The sequence below is a fragment of the Paenibacillus silviterrae genome, assembly GCF_030167925.1.
GTDB classification, from domain to species: domain Bacteria; phylum Bacillota; class Bacilli; order Paenibacillales; family NBRC-103111; genus Paenibacillus_G; species Paenibacillus_G silviterrae.
This window is the reverse complement of the sequence record NZ_JASKUT010000001.1, coordinates 2,606,343-2,630,489: the sequence shown is the minus strand read 5'-3', so window position 1 is coordinate 2,630,489 and position 24,147 is coordinate 2,606,343. Positions and strand designations below refer to the sequence as shown.

Sequence of the window (24,147 nt, the reverse complement as noted above, 5' to 3'; positions counted from 1 at the left end):
TTGAATGACGTTACTGTCACGATAGATATCCAGCGGCCAACACCGAAAATCGGGTTCGGCAAACCTTTAATACTCGGCTCTAGCGCTGCGGGAAATGCCTATAAGACGTATAAAACCTTATCAGCCGTCCTCGTGGACTATGCAAGCGCGACGGAGGAATACAAGGCAGCTTCCGCGCTGTTTGGGCAAGGGGATAACTCACCAACAGAAATCGCCATTATTGCCCGTAGGACGGGTAGCACGCCGGAAACTCTTGAGGAAGTGTTGGAAACATTGTTTCTCAAGGATTGGTATTACCTTATCAGTACGAGCACAGACCTTAACGATATTACAACCATCGCTGAGGCTGTGGAGCAGGATAACTCAAGGCAATATTTCTTCCGCACGAGCAGCAAGACGGACCTTGCCACGATCTTCGCTGAAGGATATACAAGAACAAACGGTTTTTATCACATCGCAGCGGAAGTAGCGAAGTACCCGGAAGCTGCATGGATTGGAAGGGCCGGCTCTGCTCCTCCGGGTAGCTTGACGTGGAAATTCAAAACGCTGTCAGGGATTCAGCCTCTCGATATCGATTCGACTGAATTGGAGAGTATTCACGCTCTTGGTGCAAACACTTACGTTACGAAAGCCGGAGACAACGTGACCAGTGAAGGGAAGACGATGAGCGGGGAATACATCGATATCATCCAATCCAAGGATTATCTTGTTTCCTCAATCGAGTTCGCTGTTCAAAAGCTACTTAACTCGAAGGATAAGATCCCTTATGACAATGGAGGTATCTCCCAGATTGAAGCGACAACGAAAACAGTGCTTCAACGGGCAGACAACAACGGGATGATTGCCAAGGATACAGATGGCATCAGCTTGTTTGGAACCTCCTTCAAGGCACGTTCCGAGGTAGATCCAGCGGATCGTGCAGTTCGCGAGTACAACGACGGGACATTCTGGTTCGAGCTCGCTGGGGCAATCCATAAGACTCGCATTCGCGGTACCATTAAACTGTAAAGGGGGAGCTTTCATTGCCAGCAAAGACTTATGATCCAAGCGACGTGAGCGTCATTGTCGATAACGTGTATATCACGGGTCTCGGCGAGGACATGGTAGAAGTGGTTAAGGATGAAGATGGCTACGAGCCGAAGGTGGGAGCCCAAGGCGATGTCATCATTGCTAAAAATAACAATAAGCTGGGCACCATTACGATCACTGTCCAATCCTCAAGTCCTGCTATTGCTCACTTGGACCGTCTTGCCAATAGCGGGAGATTGGTACCGGTGAGTGTAATCTATTCTGGAGATCCGAAGGAAACCTCTTCCGCAACGGAAGCTTATGTAAAGAAGCCTGCAGACCGTACCTACGGCAAGTCAGCAGAAGACCGTGAGTACGAGCTGCAGTGCCTTGACCTGAAAATGGAGTAAGCTGCATTAACCAAAATCCCAAGCGGTTGGGATTTTGGTTTTTCTTTAAAACATATTACAAAGCGAGGAGCAAATGAAACCATGAAAAACTTCAAGCAAAAACAGTACACTTCCAAATCCGGCACAAAATATACCTTTCAATTTCCCGGCATCCGGTCCGTAACCAAAATCAACGATCGGATCAAGAACAAACACGGCATTCCACAGGATGAAAAACTTGCCGACGAAATGCTAGAACACGTCATTGTGAATCCGAAAATGAAGATGGATGACTTTTCATCGATTCGAGAGTTTAACGAAGTTGTCCAGGAAGCTTATAAGTTCGTGAATGGTCTAGATGAGCAAACGGAGGATTCTTTTCGACAAGAAGAAGGCGGCGCGGGAGAGGGCTGAACGTAACTGGCCGCAATGGAGGCTGCTGTGCGCTCAGATGGTGACATACTCCGAACTGGATTTAATGGACCAGAATGACATTTTGGAAGCTAATGCAGCTCTTGATCTTCATATCGAAATGCAGGAAAAGAATGCTCCAAAGGCAAAGGGGACGCCGCCAGGGAGAGGAAGGAGGTAAAACATGGGCATTATCGGCAATCTTATGTTTGCCGTTGGCTTCAAGGTGACGAATAAAGCCGTTCAAAATGCGGATAAGGACCTCCAGAACCTTCGGCGCAGCACAGACGAAGTAGACGATTCGATAACAGGGCTCGGCAGGGGATTCAGCATGTTCGCTTCGGTTAGTGCCGGTGCTTTGGACGCAGTAGCTGTTGGCGTTGCAACTCTCGGATATAAAGCGTTCAATGCGGCTCGGGAATACGAGCAAGCCATGGGCAGGATCGAAGGGGCCACGGGTTCCGTGGGTGAGTTAATGGACGAAACCCGCGGAATAGCCGCGAGGCTGTATGAGCAAAACTACGGTGAGAATTGGGGTGATCTTGCGGGGTCCATCTCTTTGGTGAAGCAGATCACCAAAGAAACGGGAGACCAACTTGAAGAAACCGCAAGGAATGCGATGCTTCTTCGGGACAACCCGGACATTGGCTTCGAGATCACAGAATCCCTCCGGGCGGCACGCGGCATGATGAAAAACTTTGGCATCGAATCAGACGCGGCATACAACCTGATGGCACAAGGAGCGCAGCAAGGACTCAACGCAAATGGAAATTTGCTCGACTCCGCGAATGAGTATTCCGTATTCTTCAAATCACTTGGATTCTCAGCCAACGAAATGTTTGATGTTTTCGGAGCGGGGATGGAGAACGGGGCTTTCGACCTTGACAAAGTCGGTGATGCTGTAAAGGAGTTTAACATCCGGGCAAAAGATGGCTCCAAAACAACGATCGAGGCGTATCAAATGCTCGGGCTGAATGCTGAGGAGATGATGCAGACCTTTGCAAGAGGCGGGCCCGAGGCGAAGGCTTCTTTCAGTCAGATCATGCAAATGATCGATGCGATTGAAGACCCTGTCGAACGCAACACCGTTGGAGTATCGCTGATGGGTACCCAATTCGAGGACTTGGAAGCGGGTATCGTTTCGGCTATGGGGTCAGCCCGCAGCCAGTTTGATATGACGAAAGATACCATGGAGGAGCTTAACAGAATTAAACTGGAAGAGCCCGGTCATGCGATGCAAATTTTTTGGAGGCAATTTGAGACGGGTATCCTTATCCCGATAGGTGATAGGTTTCTTCCTGTTGCGGACCGCTTTCAGAAATGGGTGATAGGGATTAATCCCGCTATCCAAAGTCTTGGGCAGGTAATCGTAACCGGCATTGGTATTGCTTTTGCCATATCCGAAGGAGCGATATCAGGTGTGAGTGATGCGATTCAGTGGTCGACACAATTTTTTGAGGACCACCAATTCGCTATAAGCATCACAGCCGGGATTATCACTGCATTCTTCTTACCTGCATTGATCAGCTCGGGTGTTCAGGCAACGATCGCTGGAGCTAAAATATCTGCCGGGTTCATCGCATCCATGGCTACTACCGCATGGCAAGCGACGGTGACGGGAGCTACGATTACAGGGCAGCTCGTCATGGCGATGCTCAGCTATGCGGCACAGGGTTGGGCAACAGCCACATCCATCGCGCTCACTACCTCTGCATGGATTGCACAGCGGACTGTCATGGCCGTTTCAACAGGGCTTACATGGGCGATGACAGCCGCACAGTGGGCGCTCAATGCAGCGTTTTGGGCTAACCCTATGACCTGGGTAATCGCAGGCATTGTTGCCCTCATTGCTGCAGTGGTGTGGATGGTTGCCAACTGGGATATGGTAAAGGAAAAGGCATTCGAGGTATGGGGTGCCATTCGCGATGCATGGGGAAGAGCAATGGACTTTTTAGAGTCCATCGATCTCGTTCAAATTGGAAAAGATATACTTAACGGGTTGATCCACGGCATTACCTCAATGGGAAGTGCCGTATGGGACGCTGCCAAGGGCATCGGCAAAGGGATTAAGGACAGCATCACTGGCTTCCTTGACATCCATTCACCATCCCGCGTAATGATGGAGGTAGGATTCTGGACCGGAGAAGGATTGATCGAAGGCCTTGCAGGCACGGAAAGCGATGTTTCCGGCGTCGCCGGTGGATTGGCAGAAGAAGCAGTTGCTCCATTTGAAGAATCCCAATACGCATTGCCATCCACGATGCCAGCAACTGCTACGCAGGCCAATCCTTACGGATCTTCATCAAACATCACGATTCAACTGGTCGTAGAAGTAAAGGGGACAACACCTATCTCTGAGTCCAATGCAATCAACATAGCAGATGGAGTTAAACCTGTGCTTGTGGAAGCGGTCGAGAGTGCCATCCGTCGACTTGGATTGGATTCAGGTATGGTGGAGGTGGAGACGTAATGGCTACCCTGAACGGCATGTATATCCTAGTGGAAGATGAGGATCCAGATTATGATGTGGATGTCACAGAACAACCGGTAGAAAGCGGTATTAACATCTCGGATCACGTTCAGCCTAAAGCCCGGTTCATGACCATTACCGGGTACGTGGTCGGGGATGATGCGGCAGAAAAACGAGCTGCAATCATTGCCTTAATGAATTCGGGGTCCATTGTGGAATACGATGGGCGAAATTATTTCGTGGGTCTTATCACAAGCCTGAAACCAAAGCATAATAGCCGAGTAGCCAACGGGTTTGCATTCTCTATGACCCTCAAAGAGGTTCGGACCGCTAAAACCTCCTATATTGAAACGTTGGAGGCTCCTATTCGTGCCCAGGTTGCTCCCGTGATCAGTTCTGGACGAAAGCAAACGAAGTCAAGAAAAAAAGATGACGAGGTCAAAAAGGTTACATTCAAGGCTGGAAGCCCATGGGCTGAAGGGTAAGGTGCCATGATGGAGTATATTGAGATTCAAAAGAAATCTGTACCGTATCGGTTTGATATTTCTTTGGCCGGTACGGTTTTTATTTTTGAGATTCACTACAACAGCGAATTCGATTTCTTTACCGTGGATCTAACTAGAGATACGGAAACCCTAGCCACAGGCGAGAAGATCGTCTATGGAATTCCCTTGTTCGCTGATATTTGGGATAATCGCTTTCCCGCTGTCGATATTGTACCGCTGGACATGGCCTCTAACACGGATCAAGTAACGTGGGAAACCCTCGGCGAGAAAGTCCTGCTCTACGTGGTGAGCCGCGATGAGTAACTTTGGAAGAGTGGTAGAGGTAATGGTCAACAACATGATGTTCTCTAGCGATGATTTCGCCATCGAGGGCTCGGTACCGTTTGATAATGATCCGCTTCCCAATGAGAGCGAGATTAAGATTTGGAACCTAACACAGGACACGATCGAGCGAATTCAACGCGGCGATGTGCTAACAATTAACGCAGGCTACAGGGGGGATGTAGGAGTCATCCTCCACGGGTTTATTTCCAAGGTTCATACAAAACGCGAGGGCGTCGACAAGATCACGACGATCTATGTTTTAGATTCAGAGGATCTTTCTAGCCGTAAGCTAACTGATGTGGCCTATGCAGAAGGCACCCTTGCTTCCTACATCCTTAAAGAAATGGCCGCGCAGTTAGGTCTGCCAATCGCACAATTCGAACTTAATCAGGATTACCGCTATGAGGATGGTTACACTGCCAGTGGTGAGGTGACCAAGATCATTAGCGATATCGCGGCGGATTGTGGAACAAGCGCTTACGTCAATAAGGGGAAACTATACATTCGCAACTTGCGAAGAGGGGCCGATGACGTATTCTCCTTAAATGTCGAGACGGGCATGATTGGATCGCCTGAACCCTTCGAAGATGAACATTTCAAGGGCTATAACCTGAAGTCTCAACTGCAATACCGGATAACGACAGCTTCTATAATTGATGTGACCAGCTCGTACTTCGAAGGCAGGGTTCACGTGAGAAGTGGGAGTCACACGTTCAGTCGCACTGGTGACTTCATCACGGAAGTGGAGGCGATTTTGCCATGAATAAAAATGACCCATCTAAGCCTTTGGCTGAGCTTGCTCTCGGGATCATCAGTGAAGTGTTTAAAGAACTTCGAGTCGCTTTCCCGTGCAAAGTATTATCTTACGATGAGGGGACGGGTATGGCTGTCGTATCTCCGTTACTGCAGCTGGCGGACCTTACACCTTCCCCCATTCAGAACGTGCCAGCGATTGGACACAAACTGAAGGTGAAGGAGCACGCGCAAACCATTGTTGATCAGGGCTCCGAACGAACGGTCATTGTACGGGAGCATGAACAAACATGTACACCAAGTCTTTCTCCTGGAGACACGGTATATGTTGTTTGCGCGGATCGCCATATGAAAACAGCTCAGTCAGGAGTCCTTTCCAAACCAGATAGCAGGAGAATGCACAATGCTAACGACGCCGTGATTGTGGGGGTGCTTCCATGCAGTCTATAAAGCTAGTTAACGGCGATCTTGTTATCGAAAACAATGATCTTACTTTAGTAGAGGGTATTGAGGAGCTGGCCCAGTGTTGTGAAATTGTACTTGGAACAAATAGAGGGGAATGGTTTCTGAATCCTCAAATGGGGATTCGTTTCGATAAGCTTCACGGTAAGCAGGTGAGTGTGGAAGCTGCCCGCGAGGAGATCCGCTCCGGTTTGCGACAAGAGCCTCGAATTCAGACGGTGGAATCGATCGATGTCACACTAAACACAACGGCTAGGGAGAGTTCAATCGCGTTTACCGCCACGAGTACTGAAGGGGAGGTGATAAACAGTGGCACTGGATAGTACCGGTTTCAAGAGAAAACGGTTTGATGATCTATTTTCGGAAATGGAGACCAAGGCAAAAGAGGTTTTTGGTCAACAGATGAACACGACCGAGAGGAGCGTTCTGGGAATTATCCTTCGTTTGTTTGCATGGTTTCTGTCCATCGCATGGCAGAATTCGGAGGATGTTTACAACAGTGGGTATGTAAATACTGCAGAAGGGGTCAGCCTCGATAAGCTTGGCCCATACGCAGGCATTAAACGAATTCAGGCTTTACCGGCGAAAGGCAGGGTTCAGTTATCGGGAACACCCAATTATACTATTCCTCCCGGATTTCGGGTTTCCGGTGCTGGTCAGGTTTTCGAGACGGAAGAACCGGTTACGTTAAGCGGAAGTGGTACTGGATCGGTAGCGATTCGCGCAATCACGCCAGGTAAAGCCGGAAACGTGTCTGCCGGTGTCATTACGACAATCGTAAATACAAATGCCAACGTTAGTACAGTAACGAACGCAGAACCAACATTCGGTGGCCGGGAGAAAGAGACCGCCAAGGAATTTAGAGATCGTTTTGCGATTTCTTCTGAAGGAAGAGGCAAAGCAACTGTTGCGTCAATTCGTTCAGAGTTATTGAAGACCCCCGGTGTTCGTGCTGCAACGGTGATCGAGAATTATGATTCGACGCCGGATGCCGACGGTAGGCCTCCCCATTGTTTTGAGGCGTATGTACTTGGAGGAATGCCTCAGGACATCGCTAAAACGATATTGAATACAAAGGCCGCGGGAGTAAAGCCCCATGGATCACAAAGCATCGTGGTAAAGGATGATGCAGGGTATGATCATACCATGAGTTTCAGCTATGCCACGGAGGTAGAGATACATGTTCGATTTACGATTGTCACCGACAATCGGTATCCCTCGGATGGGGATAACCAGCTAAAGACGGCTACCGTGCGTTACATCGGGGGTGAGGATGCAAGTGGATCTGTATTTGTGGGGTTAAACATGGGGGATGATGTTGTTTATTCCCGCCTGATCGCAGCAGCATACAACGTAGAAGGCGTGATCGATGTAGTAGTGGAACTTAGCAATGACGGTGCAAGTTGGACGGCCACAAACCAATCCATCGCCACAAACCAAGTAGCGCAAACGAGGCACAACCTGATTACGGTGGTGCATTCGTTATGATTACACCACAGGATGTGCTGAGGCGTTTAACCGATGTGTTCTCCAAAAACCCAAATAGCAACATTGGCAAGCTACTTACAATCATGGCCGATCAAATTCGAGAGTTAACTGAAACCCAAAATCGAATACGGGATTGGCGGGATATAGATCAAGCGCAAGGAACAACTCTAGATCGGATTGGGCAAAACGTGGGCCAACCCCGTGGTGTGGCTACGGATGAGGTGTACCGCATCTTAATTAAATCTAAGATCGCCCGGAACCTCTCCACAGGTGATATTAATACCATCATTCGGGTGGTATCGACTGCGCTGGATTGTGACCCGAGCGAGATTGAGATCAAGGAGACATTTGAAGATCCTGTCTCCCCCGAGCCAGCGGGGATCTCCGTCATCAGCGTACCTCTTCAACGAATTAACGAGATTGGTTTGTCACCTGTTCAATTTTCAAAGATCATTCAAAGGACAGTAGCTGCAGGGGTTCGCGTGAGGGTCATTGAACTTGAAGGTACCTTTTCATTTTCAAGTGTCCCGGACCAAAGTGAGAGCGATGATAGCACGGGATTCGGGGACTTGGCAGGTAGTATCGGCGGGTATCTCGGAGCCGCATACAGCCCTGCAGACGAAAAGGACTTGCCGATATGATGGGAGTGAGACATAGTGCAATTCAATGAACAACAACCGGATTGGCAGCCAGAAGGGACGGAACCGCCTGCCTCCAAGAAGGTGACGGGCTTTGTTCCAGGGGAGAAACCTCCAGCGGACTACTTCAATTGGCTATTTACAAGAATTTCAAAAGTAACTGCTGAGATACGGTCAAAATTAATAGGGGCTTTTAGTGGTTCGTCTGGTCACGGACATACGGGCACAGACGGTGATGGCCCAAAGATCACCTCTTCAGGATTAGCCAACGGTGCTGCTACAGATACTGTTATTGGGAACCGAACCATCGACGATTCTGACACAGCCATTTCCGGACCGAACACGATCACGAAGCTCTTTAATTTCCTCGCTAACCGCTTGAAAAACTTGACTGGTGAAACGAGTTGGCTTACCGCTCCGGCCATGACAATTAAAGCTATTGCGCTTGCCTTAGGAGTATTGAACGGAAGAGTGAACCAAGATGTCAATACGACCAGCAGCCCGAACTTCGCGGGGCTTACAGTAAACGGCGTAGTCGATATGGGCGGCGCTACCTACGGCTTCGCTATAGGTGACAAAGCGGGAAGGCGCAGGGTATATGCCGATAGCACAGCTTTCAGTTTCTTAACCGATGCGAACGCCTACGCTGGGTTATATGCAAACACAGGACAATTTACTGGAGTACTACAATCTAACGTACAAGTAAGGGCGGCTTCCCCGTCAAACTGGCAGAAGTTTACCTTTATGCAGTACAACGATACAAGGGACGTAGGCGAAGTGCTAGCCGTTCATACCGGGAATGTATTTAAGCCGCTACACCTGGTAGCCGATGGGCTGAAATACCGCCCAACGGTAGGCGGTGGGGAAACGACGGTATATGATATTCTTCATTCGGGCGGCGGTACGATTTCCGGGAACATGACCACAACCAACGGCAACCCCTGGGTATCTAAGTTGACAGGTAGGAAAAGCTGGCTTTTCCACCACCCGGAAAGCGACGCATTTATACTGGCCCCATCTACCGCCGTCAATGGGGAAACATGGGATTGGGGAAACCAGTTTGTATTTGAACCGGATGGAAAATTCACTACCGGGCAGCTTGTCGTTAATGGGCGAACAAATAACCAAAATAATAACTTCCAGCTGTGGGTAAAACCGGGCGCTGGCGGTTCGAATGCATCGGGGAACCAGATAGCACTGGGGGATTCTGTTAACGACTATGTTACGGTATTCGGTACGCGGGCAAGCGGCTATGATACGGTTATCGTACAAAACGGCTACCAGCCCACGTCCGGTACCGACAGCTGGAAACAGGGCGCGGCGTTTGCACAAACCCGCGCTATCATTATGGAAAACGGCTACGATACAAAGGATTTACGTAACGTTTACCTAATGTATGCCCAACCGGGGAAGGCGCAAAATAACTACTCAACATTTTTTGATAGGACGTTGAAATTCCAACTAGCTACATACGGGGACGAAACCTGGTATGTAGACTTCGCCAATGGTAGCAGCGCAAACGATGGACGAAGCCCAGCCAAAGCGAAAGCCACGATTCAACAGGTAATCAATAACCTGCCCCCGGTAATAGACCATGCAATAACTATTATCATGATACCGGGACAAGCAAGTAATGAAGGCGTATCTATCACCGGATTCACAGGAAAGGGCACTATTACATTAACCGCTAACGGTGGTTTGTACAGCATAGACAGCATATTTGTAAGCCAGTGTACGGTACAAGTGACCTTAATAAACATGGAATGCACACGGACAGGCACAGGCCCTATAGCTGCCTTCTACCTAACAAGAAACAGGTATGTGTATTTAAGTAATTGTCGGGCCAATGGCATGAAGACTTCTTCCGGGGGGGCTGGGATTCAAGCAGAAGCCACTTCGGTATATTTACACAGCAGCAGCTTTTCCAATTCGTACTATGCCATTAGGGCAAACATGGATAGTACAATATTTGTAGATGGGGGCACTGGAACCAACAACACATATGGGCTATACGCAGATTTAGGTTCACTCATTGCCAGTTATGCGGGGTCTACAGTCCCAAGCGGTTCCCAGGCTACGTACGGGGGAGGTACGTTGAAACTATCATGATTATAGGACTGGTATATAACAAAGAAAGCCGCGATGTTATTTTTATCGCCCGGAACGTAAAAGAATTCACCGATACCGACATTATCGGCAGCGATACGATTACGGGAATAGACCGTAGCGCTTACGACTTTATCCTGGTAGACCAGCTGCCCCAGGCAGAGGACCGGATGCTGGAAATGGGCGATAAGTTGCCTGAAGGTCTGAAAGACGTAAGAGACCAGCTTCCTGAAACGATAGATAAGAAGACATACAGGCTCGAAGCAGAAAGCCTCTCGACCATGTTAGCTATAGCTGAATCATACGAGAAGCAGATCGCCGACACGACCCAGCGGGAGCAGGAGACAGTAGAAACGATGCTTGGGCTTGCTGAAGCGTACGAGATCATTCTACAACAAGGAGAACTCATTGCACAGCAAGCGGATCGCATCGCACAACTGGAATCACGTTTGGAACAAGTAGAACAGAATTCAGGAGGCACCAGCTGATGGCCCAGATATATGCGAATTTGATTCGTAAGAAATTGAGAACGATCAATGATGTGCCGGAACATTTAAAACCGGAAGTCGAATTATTACTGGCGGCAAACAATGGCTAGGGTCATTGTGTTGCTGCTTTTTATATTGCGGGGAGGAGGTGAATCAATGGTTACAGTATACGTTACTCTTATCATCAAAGGTTATAAGAATTTCCAACAGGTGCCTGCAAATCTCCAGCCAGCCGTTGAAGCCGAATTATCAGCTATGGATCTCGGAACAGATGGCAAGCCGTTACCCCAATAAAGATAAGGCGACTTAGCTACCGCCCCGAGCCGATCGGGGCTATTTTATTGCCCAAATGACGGGCATGGAGAGGTGAATATATGGAGCGCATGGATGTGATTCTAAAGGCAGGGACAGGTATTATAGGAGGCGTAATTTCTTGGATGGTCGGGGGTCTTGGGTTAGCCCTGACGATACTTATTGGCATGATGTTATTCGACTTTGCTACTGGATTGATGGTGGCCTACGTACAGAAGAAAATAAGCCCGAGGATCGGCATTCAGGGACTATTTAAAAAGACATACGTTGTGATTCTTATCGGATGCGTGTACATGGTTGAAAAGTCAGTTCCCGGTGTTCAGCTCAACGGTGCAATTGGTGATGGAGTAGTGGTTGCCTATATCATTATAGAGTTTTTAAGCATCTTGAAAAACGGCGGGAAGCTTGGTGTTCCTCTCGGGCCATTAAAGGCACTGCAGTCGGCTTTTGAACAGAAAGGGGTCAGCAAATGAAGATCGCGCTAGACGCGGGGCACTCTGCTAGCACATATGATCGCGGGGGAGGCAAGGGAGTTGTCACACCATCCGGTGCTGTGTTTAAAGAGCATACGTTCAATGCTGGGGTATCCCGATATGCACAGGAACTCCTTGAGGCGAATGGGTTCGAAGTCGTACAGCTGCAGCCATTGAATGATGAGGACGAGATATTCTTAAACGAGCGTGTTGAGAAGGCCCGTACGTTCGGTGCTGATCTTCTTTTTAGCATCCACGCAGACGCAAACGGAAACCGTGACGCTCGCGGCCACTGGTGTTTTTATTGGCATGATCATGGGCAGAGCAAACGGCTTGCTCAAATATGGGATAAGTACGCCGACAGCCTCCTTCCCCATCCGGATCGAAACATTGTACCAAGCATGCCGGGAACGTGGACGGATTTCCATATGTGCCGTGTTCCGGCGCGATACGGAATCCCAGCGATCCTCATTGAGCATGCATTCATGACAAACCTAGACGATCTTGAACTGCTTCAGGATGAAGGGTTTCAACGCCTTTGCGCTGAGGTGATAGCACGGACCGCTTGTGAGTATACCGGTCAGGAATTCAAGTCGAAGGAAGGAGATAACGTGACTAAGAAGTTGAGTTCAAGCACAGCAAACAACATTATCGATTCATACCTGTCCCCGGAGTGGTTCAAGTGTGATGACGAGAGAAAAAAAGCTGAGGCAGAAGGCCGATTAGACGATGCTGAAGCTTGGAAGAGGCTCAGAGATCACCAGAAAGCTCTTGCTGACGAACTACGCGATGCAGCCGGAATCATCCGTGAATAAATTGCCAATCGCTTGAGAATTTGAACCGACCCCATACAGGCCCGCCAGAGGGCTTTGTATGGGGGTTATTTGCATTTGGTGGAGCTTTACTATTTAACACTTGATTTGAGAACAAACGTTCTGTTATTCTATATACAGAATTTATGTTGGTATAAAGGGCGAGCGATGTCAAGATGGATCAATGCATCGGCGTTTTGGGTGATTTTTCAGATCTGATAGAGGAAACCATTGAAGAAATGTTCGATGGGGAAAAGATAATACGGAGTAGTGATGACAACGTGACTTTCGATAGAGAGCTTGAATTGTTACAAAAAATTGCTAGCTTAAGGCCGAATTAAACGTACTCAAAGGTAACCAACTCAATCCTTTAACAAAAACACTCTCTCGCAAGCAAGCGGAAATTTTAAAAGTTATTCACCAGTACATCATAGAGAAGGGTTACCCGCCTACGATTCGCGAGATAGGCACTCTTGTAGACCTGAAATCGCCAAGCACAGTGTACGGCCATTTGGAGAGGTTACGAAACCGAGGAGCTATCACGTGGGATGAATCATCACCGAGGACGTTAAAAGTGTTGGTGAGTCTTGATGCTTCCTGACCATGAACGTAAATTGTTAAGGATTATCTCCAACTTTTTAGCCATACGAGGTAGGACTCCAACGATCAATGAGCTGACGATAAAGACCGGTCGTTTCGAGAAGAGTATATACAAGTCACTGGCCGTGCTTGCCGATGAAGATTTCATTGAGTGGAGCCAGGACGATCCGGAGAGCATATTATTGCTTCGAGCCTGGGAGAATCCTCCGCCTGAATACAACGACTATAAGCTGTTTATTGAATAAGGTTTTAGCAAAAAATTGTTACTTAATAAAAAGCACATCCCACAAGCCCTGAGAGCTGGCTAGTGGGATTTTTTTCATTAGGACTTTTATTTTATATTTAATATTGCTTTGTCCATCTGTTTTTCGTTGGATTTAACTGAGTCGCTTCCAACCGTTTCGGTGCCTCTGTATGTATATTTTGTGTTTTGTAAGAAGTCGAGAGCAAACGAATCAATTGGTTTTTTATCTTTATCCGCATAATGTCTCTCTACTACGGTGGCTTTAAAAACATTGGTTAGCATGTATACATGGTTTGAAATATCACTTAAATAAGTCTTGTTTTTATACTCACTTAAAATGTATGCCTCGTATGCTGTTATCTCCGCATCACTTGCCTTATATGCTCGTGCTAACTTTGTAACCTCATCGAACTTCTCAGTTGCGGTCTTGCTGCTATTAGCAATCTCAGTTAGGCTGCCTTTCCATGCTTCATCATTAGTCGATATCGCCGTTTGCGTTGGGGCGGTTGTCGCAACCGGTGGGTTTGTTGATTTTCCGCAGGCAGAGAGAGATGTAAACACTACTGCAGCAACAGATACAATAATTGTGAATCTTCTCATTTGGCTTGTTATCCCTTCAATATGGTATATTTTACATCCATATTTACGCCTACTTGAGGGATTTAGTTTCGAGCATCATTGTGTTACGAATCTCAATCCACAACATTATCAACAGCATATCAACAGATTTCACAAGGCGGAAGTATCAGCCGACCATTGCGACGCTTTCGGCAATAAAAGCGTATAAGAACGTTACCTTAAGCAGCCTAAGGGTAGCGGTCTTTCACAATGGTCCAATGCTATTAATCATTATCATCAGCTATAACTTCTAAGTTTCTCCTGTGTATTTCTTGTCTTAGCACTGAAATAAATTCTTGCGGTAACTTTAAAATTACAGCATCTTTATAGGCCATAAGCAAGACATCTTCCTCTAGTTCCGACAGAGTCAATTTTTCGTTCATATCCACAGTAAGCTCCCTATGCAAGTTGTCACTGTTTCGGCAATTGAAACAGACAATTTTAATGTAGTGCATTAAACCAAAGATATACAATATCAAATATGTTAATATATAGAATATTTCTTTATAAATTTTAGTTTAGTTTTGCGTCACGAACTGAAATCTTTTATGGTCAACATTTCCCCGAGTACTATTTTTGCAATAAGTGCCGAACAAAATGGTAGTTGAGTACGAGAATTAAAAAAATTAACGGATAGCATAATAGCGAGTACATGGGATTCCATCCATTGTAATAAAAAACCCATGTGTATGACGTTATCCACTCCCACATTGTAAACAGAATGCTGGTTTGCAGAATATACTTTACCTGTTGTAATTTACCACCCGAAAAGGGGTAATAATTGATAAAAATAATGCTTGCTTGTGGTAATACACCAAATAATATAAAACTATACTGCCAATCAACACCATGTCTAAAGAATCCATACAAGTCATACTTAAAGTCAAGAAAAACATCAACGAAGGAATTTAAGAACAATGCAAAAAAAACAGTAGTATAATAATCAATTTTTGATAATCTCTTTTTCATAAAGAACACAACCATATTCAAGATAATGATATTTGCAAATAAATAATACATATGCCACCTCCATATTTTTTAATTATTACCTTATTACATCGAATTCAACAGGGTTAATAAAAAACAAATGAGAAACGTTAGCAAAGAAATCATTAACGGCTGAGGTTAAAATCTAGCTGCAGGTATAAACCCGAAAGGATATAATCCTCGTCGGGTCTTTTTTGTTGTGTATATTTAGGTGGCAAGAAATATTTAATTTCAAAAAGACATTTGTAAGGAGCTCATTCATATATTATACAGAAGATAAAAATACTTATAACATATTGGCGCTAAAGAATTTGCCCATCTAGAAATGATTGCGACCATGGTGTATAAGCTGACAAAGGATGCGACACCGGAGATGCTGAAGGCCGCGGGACTCGATGATCATTACGTGGCGCACGACAATGCCCTGTTTTATCAAAATGCCAGCGGTGTGCCGTGGACAGCGGCCTACATACAGGCGAAGGGTGACCCGATCGCCGATTTGTACGAGGATATTGCGGCTGAAGAGAAGGCCAGAGCTACATACCAATGGCTCATCGATATGACCGACGATGTCGATTTGCAAGACGGTCTGAAATTCCTGCGGGAGCGGGAGGTTGTGCATTCGATGCGCTTCCGTGAAGCGGTCGAAATTCTTAAGGCGGACCGGCAGCAGAAGAAAATATTTTAAATAAGATCAATGGGAGGTTGGCGCTGTGCAGAAGGAGGATATTCTGCTGGAGCTGCAGTCGCTCCCGGAACGGGTACTGCGGGCGGAGCAGGATTATTTGAAGGCGTTGTCCTACTTGGAGGAGAGCAGGCTGGCGTTAACGGCCAAGACGAACGAGCTTTTCTACCAGGGGACGATTCAGGGCAAGAATGAGCAGGCGCGTGAGGCGGAGCTATGGCCTCATACGCATGAGCTGCGACGTCTTGTATTGAAGGCGAAGCTGGCTGCGGAGCAGGCGAAGAGCGAGCTGACTTATGTCAGGAATAAACTGGACAATACAAGACTTATTGCCCAGATGGTGCTGCATGCCCCACCGGCCGCTGCAAGCTACGATAACTGGGCCGCCGGCCCGATGGATTAGCTTAAGAACTGGCATGCCCCTGTGGGTGTGCTATTTTTTTGTATAGTTAAGCCCCCCTTGTATAAAGAACGTTTGTTCTGTATAACATAGTATAGAACAAACGTTCTTATTAGAGGTGAAATATGTATGAATATGGGAAAATACGTTGGAAAAACAATTGATATTATTTATATTGGCCTTGACGAACGAATCACCCAGCGGCGGATCCATGTGAAATCATCAGTTGGCGGTATCGTTAAGGCACATTGTTTACATCGAAATGATCCAAGAACTTTTCGAATTGAGAACATTCTGGCAGTGAAGCCGGTGAATCAATATGCTTCATGATGCCGAGCGTAAGCTGTTACGTATAATTGGAAACTTTACAGCTATCCGTAGAAGAACGCCAACGATCCACGAACTAACGATCAAGACAGGGCGGAATGAAAAACGTGTATGGGATTCGCTTGCGATACTGGCTAAAGAAGGTTTTATCGAATGGGATAAAACAGATCCGGAGACAATCCTTATCATACGCGCCTGGGAGGATCCTCCGCCGGAGGACTTTAGGTTATTTACGGAATGAATACAAGCTGGTTAGTGTTGGCTTAAAAGCCTATGGATATTGCTGTTCGAGCCATGACTGTGCACATGAGCAATCCATGAGAAACCGGGCATGCTGTTGGATGGTAAAATCTAGACATAAAGAAGGCTGCAAATGGAACGCCTAATGATGAATATGCAAGAAAACCAGGGAGGAGAGTCAGTCGCATGGCAAAAATCATTTTCGCATTGAACCAGTAAGGAAATAGCGTAATATTACTGTTATTAATTGTGTACCCTAAGGACAACAAGGAGGGAACACAAGGATGACGCAAACACAAGCTGATTATTTTCATAATATAGTATCGACTCAAGAACGGCTTACTCGTGAGGGGGTTAATTATTGGTCTCTATACTCCAATTTTACCACTTGGCAATTTTGGACAATCCTGGCTATGCTTATTATCCCACTCATTCTAGTATACAGGTTTATTGATCGTACAAAGATATACCAAATCGCATTTTTTGGGTTCGCCACTCATGTGCTCTTTGCTTATACAGATGTATTCGGCATCCGTTACGGGTTATGGGGATACCCATATCAGGTAATACCGTTTCTGCCCAGTGTTTCATTGGATGCTGCGCTAATTCCGGTAGCGATCATGTTCGTCTATCAATGGACCCTTAAGCGAGGGAAAAACTTTCACCTGTATGCCGTCTTAACTGCACTGGCATTTGGGTTTGGTTTCAAACCATTACTGGTCATGTTCGGTTTGTTCGAAAAATACAAGTGGGTAAATTACTTTATCATCTTCCTTATTTATATAACCCTGTATGAGGCGGCCTACCTGCTAACCTCCTTATTTTCGAAAATGAAAACCTCTAATCCGAAGAGGCAGGGCAGACAGGATCACAGGGTTAAGATGAACGATGTGAACCTCAAGCTGCCAGGCAGGAAGAGAAGCAAGGTTACGTAAATAGCTTGAAGGAAAAGGCATGCCGGCGGCGTGCCTTTTTTTGCGTGAAGGGCGCAATCATTTGCGTGAAGCGGGTACATTTTTTGCGCTTTTGTTGTAATCTCCAAGTGCTAAGATATGCATAGGAAATTACACTAGGAGGATGTATCATGTCAAACCAAGGGAAAATAATTGTTGGAGGTATCTTACTCGCCTTATTGACCATTAGATGCTTTTACTGGTTTTATTCACCGATCGCTTATGAAATGTTCGCGTTATTCTTAGGATATACCGCCTGCGTTTATTTGGGGGCTGCTTTAGCAGATTCGCGAATCCAATGGATCTCTGTTGAGTTTGGAATGTCTCTTCTGTTTTTTACGATAGCAGCCATGGGATTATTGGTTTCCCCGATGTGGATTGGAATCGGATTTGCCTTGCACGGAATATGGGATATGCTGCACCATCCGAAAGTGATCAAGACCAAGGTAATCCACTGGTTTCCGCCTCTCTGTGCGATCTTTGACGTTACCGTGGCCGCATATATTTTTATCTTTTTTTAATTTACTTGGACAAAAGCACTCCGCACCAAACTGAGATGAAACGAAGCCCGCGGGGTTCCCGACAGCAACTAATTCCTTCGAGGTGCGGTTTGACTTTACCGGGAAATCATGGTTGTATAATACGTAAAAAAGTGTTTCGGGAGGGGAACCGATGACTGGGAAATGGACGAAGCCGGAAGCGATGATCTTCGATCTCGACGGCACGTTGTTTCAAACGGAAACATTGCTGCTGCCGGCGTATTATGCCACCTTTGATCAGCTGCGGAAGGAAGGCCTGTTTCAAGGAGAGACACCGCCGGAGAAGCATATTCTCGGTGCGCTGGGAATGCTGCTTGAGCATATATGGCAGCAGGTGATGCCGGATTACGGTGCCGAGGTGCATCGACGGGCGGACGAGCTTCTGTTGAACTACCAGCTCGAGGGGATGGCTCGCAAGGAAGGGAAGTTATATGACGGTGTGGCCCGCACGCTGCAGGCTGCGCGGGAGCAGGGCATCAAGCTGTTTATAGCCAGTAACGGGCTTGAAGCATACGTTAAGGGAGTTATCCGCATGCAGGGCCTCGAGCCGTTGTTCGAGAAGGATGGGTTGTATAACGCGGGAGAGTACCAAACACGCTCCAAGAATGATCTGGTTCGATTGCTGCTCGAACGGCATCAGCTGAAGTCGGCCTGGATGGTTGGCGACCGCTCGTCCGATGTGGAGGCAGGGCATGCCAACGGCTTGAAGGTGATCGGCTGCGATTACGCCGGCTTCCGTAAAGAAGGAGAGCTCGACGATGCGGATGTGATCATTAACCGGTTTGAGGATCTGTTAACGCTGATACAATAATAACGAAACCCCTTGCTTAGGCCATGAAGGCCGGCAGGGGGTTTGTTGTAGGTAAAGGTTACTCTTTTTTCTCTTCGGCCGGCTTCTTCTGCTTTAGCAGCCAGAGCGCATACTCCAGCGGGCGTGTAATCGCTCTCCGGTACGTTTCCGTTTCCCCGATCCGGTAGAATACTTCCCGCGACGGCTTCGGATTCACTTCCAGGAGCCACACATGGCCCTTCGGGTCAACCGCCAAATCGATGCCGACCTCGCATAAACGTCCGAACTTCTCTTCCAAATGCTTCACGACATTCAAGCCGAGAGTATACGCGCTTTGTTTGATTTGATCTACCTTTGCCTGCGAGCCGAATCTCCGTTTCAGCAAGGTTTCCATCGGTGCCGCCGAGCCCCCGCCATGAAGGTTGGACGTCACGGAGCGCTTCGGTCCGACCCGTCCGGCGCAGCCGGTAACCTGCCACACCCCGGTGCTGTCCTTCTGAACGAGCATCCGAAAGTCGTGAACGCGTCCGTCCTTCAGCTGGAGAGGAATCCCCTGCTGTAAAATATACCGATGGCCCAGCTTCCAGCCGGAAACCCGGCTCGTAATTTGCTCAGGCGTGACCTTCTGCGGAAGGAGAATGCGCCGATTCGGGTCACGCCCCTGAAGCAAACAGTGCTCGCCGCCCGGAAGACGCTGCAGACGAAGGATGCCCCGCCCTCCGGTGCCGTTCATCGGTTTCATGTAGACGATGGAGTGCTTCTTCATGAAATTCGCAATGCTTTTCGCATCCTCGAATTTCTCCGTATCCGGCATATGCGGCTTGATTTGGTCGTGCTCGGACAAAATCCGATGCATCGTCCATTTGTTGGCCATCGGTCGGCTAATGTAGCGAAGCTTCGTATGCCGCTCCCGGAAGGCCTTCAGCTTTCGGTAATTGCTCACCCCGTGATAGCGCGCACGGTCATAGATGATGGGTGGGAACGAAGTCCACTTGCGTTCCCACTTACCCTTCTCCGGATTATACGACAGCGCATGAATGCGAGGTCCTTTGCTCTCATGTACGTCATCCGGCGTGAAGACGAGCACCTCCAGCCCAAGCTTGCGCCCGTTGACACAGAGCTTGCGGAAGAAGGAAAGCTCCTCCAGCTTTTTTCCTTGCATATACATCGCTAATACACCAACTTGGTAAAGGGGCATGCTGTCGTCACCTGCTTGCATTACGTTTTGTAGTCATCCGTGTCCTACCCGGTTTGGCTGCAGTGCGGACTTTTTTCCTGCGGGATAGAAAGGCGCTGTAAAGAATCAAATTTTCAAGTGATTTCTTGCGGATATGGGGTTCGTCGAATTTCATCGGCTTGGAGTTGGCTTCGAAGAACCATAAGCGGCCATCCGTATCTACGCCAAGATCCATAGACATTTCTCCCAGGACGCTTCCGCTGGCCTTCTCAATCTGTTTCGCAATCAGAAGGGCAGACCTTCTGGCGCTGACGATAATCCGCTTGCTGCCTGCCGCACCGAAGGTGGAGGCAAGCAGCTTTGCCGGGTCGTCGATCGAGCCGCCTCTCGGCACATGGGTAGTGATGCTGGATTTTCCCGCCAGTCTGGCGCCTACGCCCGCAATGCTCCACAAGCCTTTGCCGTTCTTCTGCACCAGCACGCGGAGATCGAATGGGCGCTGCCTATAGCTCGACAGATCGATCCCTTGCTGCATGATATATTCCTTGGAGTCCACAAGCTCACGAACCTGGGACCACAGCTGAGTCGGCGTCGTATACCTGGAGATGTGGCTCTTGGTTTTTTCCTGAATGCTCAGCTCATATAAGGGGGTGCCGGCAGCTCCGGGCTTTAGGCTCACCTTCATGATCCCCTTCCCGGCTTTGCCTCGAATCGGCTTCAAATACAGGGAGGAATGCTTCTGGAGCAGCTTATCAAGCTCTTCGCTTGAGGTCAGTTTGTGTGTGACCGGAATAAAGCCCTTCGTGGTGCCGGATTTCGTCAGCCACTCAAACAAATTCCATTTATTGAAGAAGGACGGGTTGAAGAAATGAATCTGTCCGTGGCGCAAGCAGGTTTGGATCACCTGCTGCACCTCGGGAAGCAGCTCGAATTTGCGGAAGGGGATCCGGTTATAAATGACATGCGGGATCGGCTGCTCCCCCTTCTTCCAGCGCTTTGCCGCAAAATCATACGTGTAGCCAACGGCGGAGCTCCCGGTAAGTTTAAAATCCTGAACGGTCATCACATAAACCTTCACCTGATGCTCCAGACCAGCCCGGATTAAATCGATAAAGTTTTCCTGATTTCCTCGAAAAATTCTCTTGTCATCCGAGTAAGTGAGAATGGCCAGCGTAGGCCGCTGCGGCTTCTGCTGTGTGCTCGCGTCCACTCACGAATCCCTCCTTGCCCGAAATCGGCTCAAGTAGAGACAGTAGTCATAAATGTACTGCAGCGAGGCTCTGCCTTGTTCCTTGAGCGCCGGGTGTTTGAAGATCGACCGGCCGGGCTTGGAGTTGGCCTCGAACATCCATACCCTTTCGTTCTGATCGATGCCTATGTCGAAGCCGAGCTCTCCCAGGGTATGGCGATGATTTTTCTCTACAGCCTCTGCAAGCTTGATGGCTGCATCCTTGGCCGTTTGCAGCACACTCTCTCCACGTGCACCGTAGACCTGACGCATCACCTGCTCGGGGGTCATCAGCTGGCCTCCGGTTCGAACATGGGTTGTTACGCTGCCTTTACCCGCCTTTTTGGCGCCGATCGCTGCAACGATCCATTGGTCGTTCGAATTTTTGGTCATATGGAAGCGGAAGTCAATCGGACAGTTGTCAATCTCGATCAAGCGGATGCCTTGCTGCGCCACATAATGGTTTAAGCGGCCGTTTTGGCGGGTCAGCAGCCTCATCAGCCCGTCGAATTTGGCGAAGCGAAGCAGCACATTGCGGCCGCTGCGGCGGAAACGGGCATAGTACCCGCGTTTCGGATTGTACGTCAGCCGGTATATGCCGATGCCGAGACTGCCACCGGTCGGTTTTAAATAAATGAACTTGTGCTTCTCGAGCATTTCTCTAATATCCGACGCGGAGGGATTGATTCGGGAATCCGGCACATGCTTGTATGCATCGGTGCCTTCTAGCAGGTTGTAGACATCCCACTTGTCGAAAAAGCTCCAGTTAAACAGCGGAATGCCGCGCCGGATAAAACGGTTTTTGAAGGCGTTCATCGAAGCGAGCTTCTCCGCCTTCCGGCTTGGGAGCCGGTTGTATACCACGTCCGGCAGCGGAACCACCTTGCGGACCCAGCCTCCCTCGGAGCGAGGAATGGTTGCTGTTACCGTGCCTTGGTTCCAATTCACTTGGTTTGGGGAAAAGGCAAAGTAATATGCCTTATCTGAGCCGACGCGCATGAATTGGCGGATGAATTCGGTGCGGGAGCCGAAGGGAGCGGTGCTGCTGCTCGAGACGCTGGTCAGAATGCCGATGAGCGGTCCGATCTCGAGCTCTTTGCCGCCGCCGCTGCTTTGGATGAGTGTGCTGCCGAGGCGCGGGATATGAAGCTGCTTATATAAAGTCGCCGGCAAATACATATGCTTGCCGGTTTTCTTGAGCAGTCTCAGACTAAGCTCAAGGCTTTTGCTGCCAAGCCGTAATGTCACGCTTCTCGTTTTGGCCAGTTTGAGGGCGCTGGCAAGCTCACTTGTCAAGAAGACCGCTCGCTCCTGCCGCTGGGTGACGTGAATCGTGCAGGTTGTCAAACTCATGATAAACCTCCTTAGCGCTCCGTGTGCGAAGCGTTCTTCGTAAGGAATCGCGGCCTTGCCTAAGGCCGGCTCATCCGTTGCTGCCGCTCGAGCGTAGCCTTATTTCACCGCTCTTGCGATTGTCCAAAACGTCTGAGTTTACGATCTTCGGGAATCGCTGTTTGCGTCAGTAAATACTTGGCATACCGAATGGGATTTTCCAGCGCACGGTTACGCGCCTTATCGTCCTGTAAATAAGTAAAGATGGAGCGGCCGGGTTTGGAGTTCACTTCCAGTATCCAAATATAACCGTCGAGATCGACACCAAAGTCGATGCCGAGCTCGACGAGCCGCCCGTGACAGGATTCGAGCACATCCGGGATGAGCTCGGATAGCCGCGTCAGCTCCTTCTGGAGCTGACGCGCCTTCTCCGGCCCGAACACGCGGGCCAGGAAAGGCCCGGCGGCCTCCGCTTTGCCGCCGCCGTGCAGATTCGAGGTCAGGCTGCCGCCCTGACCTTGCCGGACGGCCATGCCGGTCAGCTGCCAGCGACCGGCGCCGTCCTTCTGCACCAGCGAGCGTACGTCGTACGCATCGCCGCTGGCATCGTGCAGCTGCAGGTACGGCTGCACGAGATAGCTGCGCCGCCCCGTGAAGCGGCGCAGCCAGCGCAGCAGCGCTGCGGCGTCGCCGAAGCCGTGCGCGACGCGCCGGTTGCGCGCGTCGCGGCCGCGCACGGAGAAGGCCGCCTCGGCCGTATTCTCCGTGACGGCGGCAGCGCTGACGCGGGCCATCCCGGCGCTTTCGCGGCGCACGAGCAGCACGCCGCGTCCCTGCGAGCCGCCCTGTGGCTTCAGCACGATGGCGTCGCGGCGTTTCAGCCACTCCAGCATCGTGCGGCTGCTGCGCAGCTCCTCCGTGGGCGGAAGGAAAGGCCGGAGCCGTTCCTCCCGCTGGAGAAGCTGCTGCACCTCCCACTTGCCCTTGAGGCCGTAGCCGAGCAGCCGGACCGGCTGCTGTTCCAGGAGGCGGCGCAGAGCCGTACGGTAATTGGCATATTCCTTGCGGGTGGAGAAGAAGCATCGATCGTACACCGCATCCGGCAGAGGAAACCACCGGCTGACCCACTGCTTCAGCGACGGTTCATAAACGTAACCGGTGACTCGGGAGAGAGACCAATCGATGTCCTCCGGTGAGAAAACAAACACGGTCAGCCCGTAGCGCCGACCGCACACAATCAAGCGGCGGTAGAACCCGCGGTTCGTAAAAGGGACGTCTCCTTCGGTACGTGTCGTCATGATGCCCAAGGTGCGTCCGTTCGTTCGCTCCAGCATGGTAATCATCATGCGTTTCACCTTCCTGCTTCGGCAGTTGCCGCGGCCTGGAA

General features: G+C 49.1%; 29 protein-coding genes and 2 pseudogenes. 25 read left to right on the top strand and 6 right to left on the bottom strand.

What is annotated here, in order from left to right; genetic code table 11:
• The 19 genes and pseudogenes from QMO62_RS11975 (at position 1) to QMO62_RS11885 (ending at position 13,485) form a co-directional block, all read left to right on the top strand.
• Positions 1-1,008, top strand: a complete 1,008-nt coding sequence (locus QMO62_RS11975) for a DUF3383 family protein (RefSeq protein ID WP_284641188.1) — start codon at positions 1-3, stop codon at positions 1,006-1,008.
• 14 nt (positions 1,009-1,022) lie between these two features.
• Positions 1,023-1,418, top strand: coding sequence for a phage structural protein (locus QMO62_RS11970; protein WP_284641187.1), 396 nt, complete (start codon positions 1,023-1,025; stop codon positions 1,416-1,418).
• A gap of 81 nt (positions 1,419-1,499) precedes the next feature.
• Entirely contained in the window at positions 1,500-1,811 is a 312-nt protein-coding gene (locus QMO62_RS11965; protein ID WP_284641186.1) for a hypothetical protein, read from the top strand.
• A gap of 181 nt (positions 1,812-1,992) precedes the next feature.
• Entirely contained in the window at positions 1,993-4,278 is a 2,286-nt protein-coding gene (locus QMO62_RS11960) for a phage tail tape measure protein (protein WP_284641185.1), read from the top strand.
• Entirely contained in the window at positions 4,278-4,763 is a 486-nt protein-coding gene (locus QMO62_RS11955) for a phage baseplate protein (protein WP_284641184.1), read from the top strand. Before QMO62_RS11960 ends, QMO62_RS11955 begins: the two co-directional genes overlap by 1 nt.
• Positions 4,764-4,769: 6 nt before the next feature.
• A complete protein-coding gene (locus tag QMO62_RS11950; RefSeq protein WP_284641183.1) occupies positions 4,770-5,087 on the top strand; it encodes a phage baseplate plug family protein in 318 nt (105 codons plus the stop codon).
• Complete coding sequence (locus QMO62_RS11945; protein ID WP_443690013.1) at positions 5,080-5,871, top strand: phage protein; 792 nt, start codon at positions 5,080-5,082, stop codon at positions 5,869-5,871. Before QMO62_RS11950 ends, QMO62_RS11945 begins: the two co-directional genes overlap by 8 nt.
• On the top strand, positions 5,868-6,311 hold the full coding sequence (locus QMO62_RS11940; RefSeq protein WP_284641181.1) for a hypothetical protein: 444 nt from the start codon (positions 5,868-5,870) through the stop codon (positions 6,309-6,311). Before QMO62_RS11945 ends, QMO62_RS11940 begins: the two co-directional genes overlap by 4 nt.
• Complete coding sequence (locus tag QMO62_RS11935) at positions 6,299-6,646, top strand: DUF2634 domain-containing protein (protein WP_284641180.1); 348 nt, start codon at positions 6,299-6,301, stop codon at positions 6,644-6,646. Before QMO62_RS11940 ends, QMO62_RS11935 begins: the two co-directional genes overlap by 13 nt.
• On the top strand, positions 6,633-7,811 hold the full coding sequence (locus QMO62_RS11930) for a baseplate J/gp47 family protein (protein ID WP_284641179.1): 1,179 nt from the start codon (positions 6,633-6,635) through the stop codon (positions 7,809-7,811). Before QMO62_RS11935 ends, QMO62_RS11930 begins: the two co-directional genes overlap by 14 nt.
• Positions 7,808-8,452 (top strand): hypothetical protein, encoded by a 645-nt coding sequence (locus QMO62_RS11925; protein WP_284641178.1) that lies wholly within the window; start codon positions 7,808-7,810, stop codon positions 8,450-8,452. Before QMO62_RS11930 ends, QMO62_RS11925 begins: the two co-directional genes overlap by 4 nt.
• Before the next feature lie 15 nt (positions 8,453-8,467).
• On the top strand, positions 8,468-10,558 hold the full coding sequence (locus QMO62_RS11920) for a hypothetical protein (RefSeq protein WP_284641177.1): 2,091 nt from the start codon (positions 8,468-8,470) through the stop codon (positions 10,556-10,558).
• The gene (locus QMO62_RS11915; RefSeq protein ID WP_284641176.1) at positions 10,555-11,043 is read left to right on the top strand and encodes a hypothetical protein; all 489 of its coding nucleotides are present in this window, start codon (positions 10,555-10,557) and stop codon (positions 11,041-11,043) included. The genes QMO62_RS11920 and QMO62_RS11915 overlap by 4 nt, the downstream gene beginning before the upstream one ends.
• The gene (locus tag QMO62_RS11910; RefSeq protein ID WP_284641175.1) at positions 11,043-11,153 is read left to right on the top strand and encodes a CD1375 family protein; all 111 of its coding nucleotides are present in this window, start codon (positions 11,043-11,045) and stop codon (positions 11,151-11,153) included. The genes QMO62_RS11915 and QMO62_RS11910 overlap by 1 nt, the downstream gene beginning before the upstream one ends.
• Before the next feature lie 46 nt (positions 11,154-11,199).
• Positions 11,200-11,337 (top strand): CD1375 family protein, encoded by a 138-nt coding sequence (locus QMO62_RS11905; RefSeq protein ID WP_284641174.1) that lies wholly within the window; start codon positions 11,200-11,202, stop codon positions 11,335-11,337.
• Between the two features lie 80 nt (positions 11,338-11,417).
• Positions 11,418-11,828, top strand: a complete 411-nt coding sequence (locus QMO62_RS11900) for a phage holin family protein (RefSeq protein ID WP_284641173.1) — start codon at positions 11,418-11,420, stop codon at positions 11,826-11,828.
• Positions 11,825-12,643: an N-acetylmuramoyl-L-alanine amidase family protein gene (locus tag QMO62_RS11895; RefSeq protein WP_284641172.1), complete on the top strand. Its 819-nt coding sequence runs from the start codon at positions 11,825-11,827 to the stop codon at positions 12,641-12,643. The genes QMO62_RS11900 and QMO62_RS11895 overlap by 4 nt, the downstream gene beginning before the upstream one ends.
• A gap of 385 nt (positions 12,644-13,028) precedes the next feature.
• Positions 13,029-13,241: pseudogene (locus QMO62_RS11890) on the top strand (LexA family protein); the annotation flags it as partial.
• Positions 13,242-13,254: 13 nt separating this feature from the next.
• Positions 13,255-13,485 carry a LexA family transcriptional regulator gene (locus tag QMO62_RS11885; RefSeq protein ID WP_284641171.1) on the top strand — a complete coding sequence of 77 codons (231 nt, stop codon included), beginning with the start codon at positions 13,255-13,257 and terminating at the stop codon, positions 13,483-13,485.
• A gap of 86 nt (positions 13,486-13,571) precedes the next feature.
• Here the strand turns inward: QMO62_RS11885 and QMO62_RS11880 are convergent, their stop codons facing one another.
• Entirely contained in the window at positions 13,572-14,084 is a 513-nt protein-coding gene (locus QMO62_RS11880; protein ID WP_284641170.1) for a hypothetical protein, read from the bottom strand.
• A gap of 242 nt (positions 14,085-14,326) precedes the next feature.
• Entirely contained in the window at positions 14,327-14,485 is a 159-nt protein-coding gene (sda, locus tag QMO62_RS11875) for a sporulation histidine kinase inhibitor Sda (protein ID WP_284641169.1), read from the bottom strand.
• 899 nt (positions 14,486-15,384) lie between these two features.
• Between sda and QMO62_RS11870 the strand changes: the two are divergent.
• From QMO62_RS11870 to QMO62_RS11845, 6 genes and pseudogenes are all read left to right on the top strand, one after another.
• Positions 15,385-15,777 (top strand): annotated as a pseudogene (locus QMO62_RS11870) (manganese catalase family protein); the annotation flags it as partial.
• 25 nt (positions 15,778-15,802) lie between these two features.
• A complete protein-coding gene (locus tag QMO62_RS11865; RefSeq protein ID WP_284641168.1) occupies positions 15,803-16,177 on the top strand; it encodes a hypothetical protein in 375 nt (124 codons plus the stop codon).
• 126 nt (positions 16,178-16,303) lie between these two features.
• Positions 16,304-16,504 carry a hypothetical protein gene (locus QMO62_RS11860; RefSeq protein ID WP_284641167.1) on the top strand — a complete coding sequence of 67 codons (201 nt, stop codon included), beginning with the start codon at positions 16,304-16,306 and terminating at the stop codon, positions 16,502-16,504.
• 521 nt (positions 16,505-17,025) lie between these two features.
• Entirely contained in the window at positions 17,026-17,676 is a 651-nt protein-coding gene (locus QMO62_RS11855; protein WP_284641166.1) for a CBO0543 family protein, read from the top strand.
• A 149-nt stretch (positions 17,677-17,825) separates the two neighbouring features.
• Positions 17,826-18,215 carry a DUF6010 family protein gene (locus QMO62_RS11850; RefSeq protein ID WP_284641165.1) on the top strand — a complete coding sequence of 130 codons (390 nt, stop codon included), beginning with the start codon at positions 17,826-17,828 and terminating at the stop codon, positions 18,213-18,215.
• A 151-nt stretch (positions 18,216-18,366) separates the two neighbouring features.
• On the top strand, positions 18,367-19,044 hold the full coding sequence (locus QMO62_RS11845) for an HAD family hydrolase (RefSeq protein ID WP_284641164.1): 678 nt from the start codon (positions 18,367-18,369) through the stop codon (positions 19,042-19,044).
• Positions 19,045-19,102: 58 nt separating this feature from the next.
• On the opposite strand, the gene QMO62_RS11840 is transcribed toward QMO62_RS11845, so the two are convergent.
• The 4 genes from QMO62_RS11840 to QMO62_RS11825 form a co-directional block, all read right to left on the bottom strand.
• Positions 19,103-20,221 (bottom strand): YheC/YheD family endospore coat-associated protein, encoded by a 1,119-nt coding sequence (locus QMO62_RS11840; RefSeq protein WP_284641163.1) that lies wholly within the window; start codon positions 20,219-20,221, stop codon positions 19,103-19,105.
• Between the two features lie 7 nt (positions 20,222-20,228).
• The gene (locus QMO62_RS11835) at positions 20,229-21,410 is read right to left on the bottom strand and encodes a YheC/YheD family endospore coat-associated protein (protein WP_284641162.1); all 1,182 of its coding nucleotides are present in this window, start codon (positions 21,408-21,410) and stop codon (positions 20,229-20,231) included.
• Complete coding sequence (locus QMO62_RS11830) at positions 21,411-22,781, bottom strand: YheC/YheD family endospore coat-associated protein (protein WP_284641161.1); 1,371 nt, start codon at positions 22,779-22,781, stop codon at positions 21,411-21,413.
• A gap of 104 nt (positions 22,782-22,885) precedes the next feature.
• Entirely contained in the window at positions 22,886-24,106 is a 1,221-nt protein-coding gene (locus QMO62_RS11825) for a YheC/YheD family endospore coat-associated protein (RefSeq protein WP_284641160.1), read from the bottom strand.
• Positions 24,107-24,147: the final 41 nt, after the last annotated feature.

What these genes read in the sequence shown, in the direction of transcription:
- QMO62_RS11945 (WP_443690013.1), top strand. Translation starts at nt 5,080, where the DNA reads ATGAGTAACTTTGGAAGAGTGGTAGAGGTAATGGTCAACAACATGATG.
- QMO62_RS11825 (WP_284641160.1), bottom strand. Translation starts at nt 24,106, where the DNA reads ATGATGATTACCATGCTGGAGCGAACGAACGGACGCACCTTGGGCATC.
- QMO62_RS11830 (WP_284641161.1), bottom strand. Translation starts at nt 22,781, where the DNA reads ATGAGTTTGACAACCTGCACGATTCACGTCACCCAGCGGCAGGAGCGA.
- QMO62_RS11915 (WP_284641176.1), top strand. Translation starts at nt 10,555, where the DNA reads ATGATTATAGGACTGGTATATAACAAAGAAAGCCGCGATGTTATTTTT.
- QMO62_RS11960 (WP_284641185.1), top strand. Translation starts at nt 1,993, where the DNA reads ATGGGCATTATCGGCAATCTTATGTTTGCCGTTGGCTTCAAGGTGACG.
- QMO62_RS11855 (WP_284641166.1), top strand. Translation starts at nt 17,026, where the DNA reads ATGACGCAAACACAAGCTGATTATTTTCATAATATAGTATCGACTCAA.
- QMO62_RS11840 (WP_284641163.1), bottom strand. Translation starts at nt 20,221, where the DNA reads ATGCCCCTTTACCAAGTTGGTGTATTAGCGATGTATATGCAAGGAAAA.
- QMO62_RS11880 (WP_284641170.1), bottom strand. Translation starts at nt 14,084, where the DNA reads ATGAGAAGATTCACAATTATTGTATCTGTTGCTGCAGTAGTGTTTACA.
- QMO62_RS11845 (WP_284641164.1), top strand. Translation starts at nt 18,367, where the DNA reads ATGACTGGGAAATGGACGAAGCCGGAAGCGATGATCTTCGATCTCGAC.
- QMO62_RS11950 (WP_284641183.1), top strand. Translation starts at nt 4,770, where the DNA reads ATGATGGAGTATATTGAGATTCAAAAGAAATCTGTACCGTATCGGTTT.
- QMO62_RS11905 (WP_284641174.1), top strand. Translation starts at nt 11,200, where the DNA reads ATGGTTACAGTATACGTTACTCTTATCATCAAAGGTTATAAGAATTTC.
- QMO62_RS11900 (WP_284641173.1), top strand. Translation starts at nt 11,418, where the DNA reads ATGGAGCGCATGGATGTGATTCTAAAGGCAGGGACAGGTATTATAGGA.
- QMO62_RS11850 (WP_284641165.1), top strand. Translation starts at nt 17,826, where the DNA reads ATGTCAAACCAAGGGAAAATAATTGTTGGAGGTATCTTACTCGCCTTA.
- QMO62_RS11860 (WP_284641167.1), top strand. Translation starts at nt 16,304, where the DNA reads ATGAATATGGGAAAATACGTTGGAAAAACAATTGATATTATTTATATT.
- QMO62_RS11925 (WP_284641178.1), top strand. Translation starts at nt 7,808, where the DNA reads ATGATTACACCACAGGATGTGCTGAGGCGTTTAACCGATGTGTTCTCC.
- QMO62_RS11935 (WP_284641180.1), top strand. Translation starts at nt 6,299, where the DNA reads ATGCAGTCTATAAAGCTAGTTAACGGCGATCTTGTTATCGAAAACAAT.
- QMO62_RS11965 (WP_284641186.1), top strand. Translation starts at nt 1,500, where the DNA reads ATGAAAAACTTCAAGCAAAAACAGTACACTTCCAAATCCGGCACAAAA.
- QMO62_RS11955 (WP_284641184.1), top strand. Translation starts at nt 4,278, where the DNA reads ATGGCTACCCTGAACGGCATGTATATCCTAGTGGAAGATGAGGATCCA.
- QMO62_RS11940 (WP_284641181.1), top strand. Translation starts at nt 5,868, where the DNA reads ATGAATAAAAATGACCCATCTAAGCCTTTGGCTGAGCTTGCTCTCGGG.
- QMO62_RS11895 (WP_284641172.1), top strand. Translation starts at nt 11,825, where the DNA reads ATGAAGATCGCGCTAGACGCGGGGCACTCTGCTAGCACATATGATCGC.
- QMO62_RS11910 (WP_284641175.1), top strand. Translation starts at nt 11,043, where the DNA reads ATGGCCCAGATATATGCGAATTTGATTCGTAAGAAATTGAGAACGATC.
- sda (WP_284641169.1), bottom strand. Translation starts at nt 14,485, where the DNA reads ATGAACGAAAAATTGACTCTGTCGGAACTAGAGGAAGATGTCTTGCTT.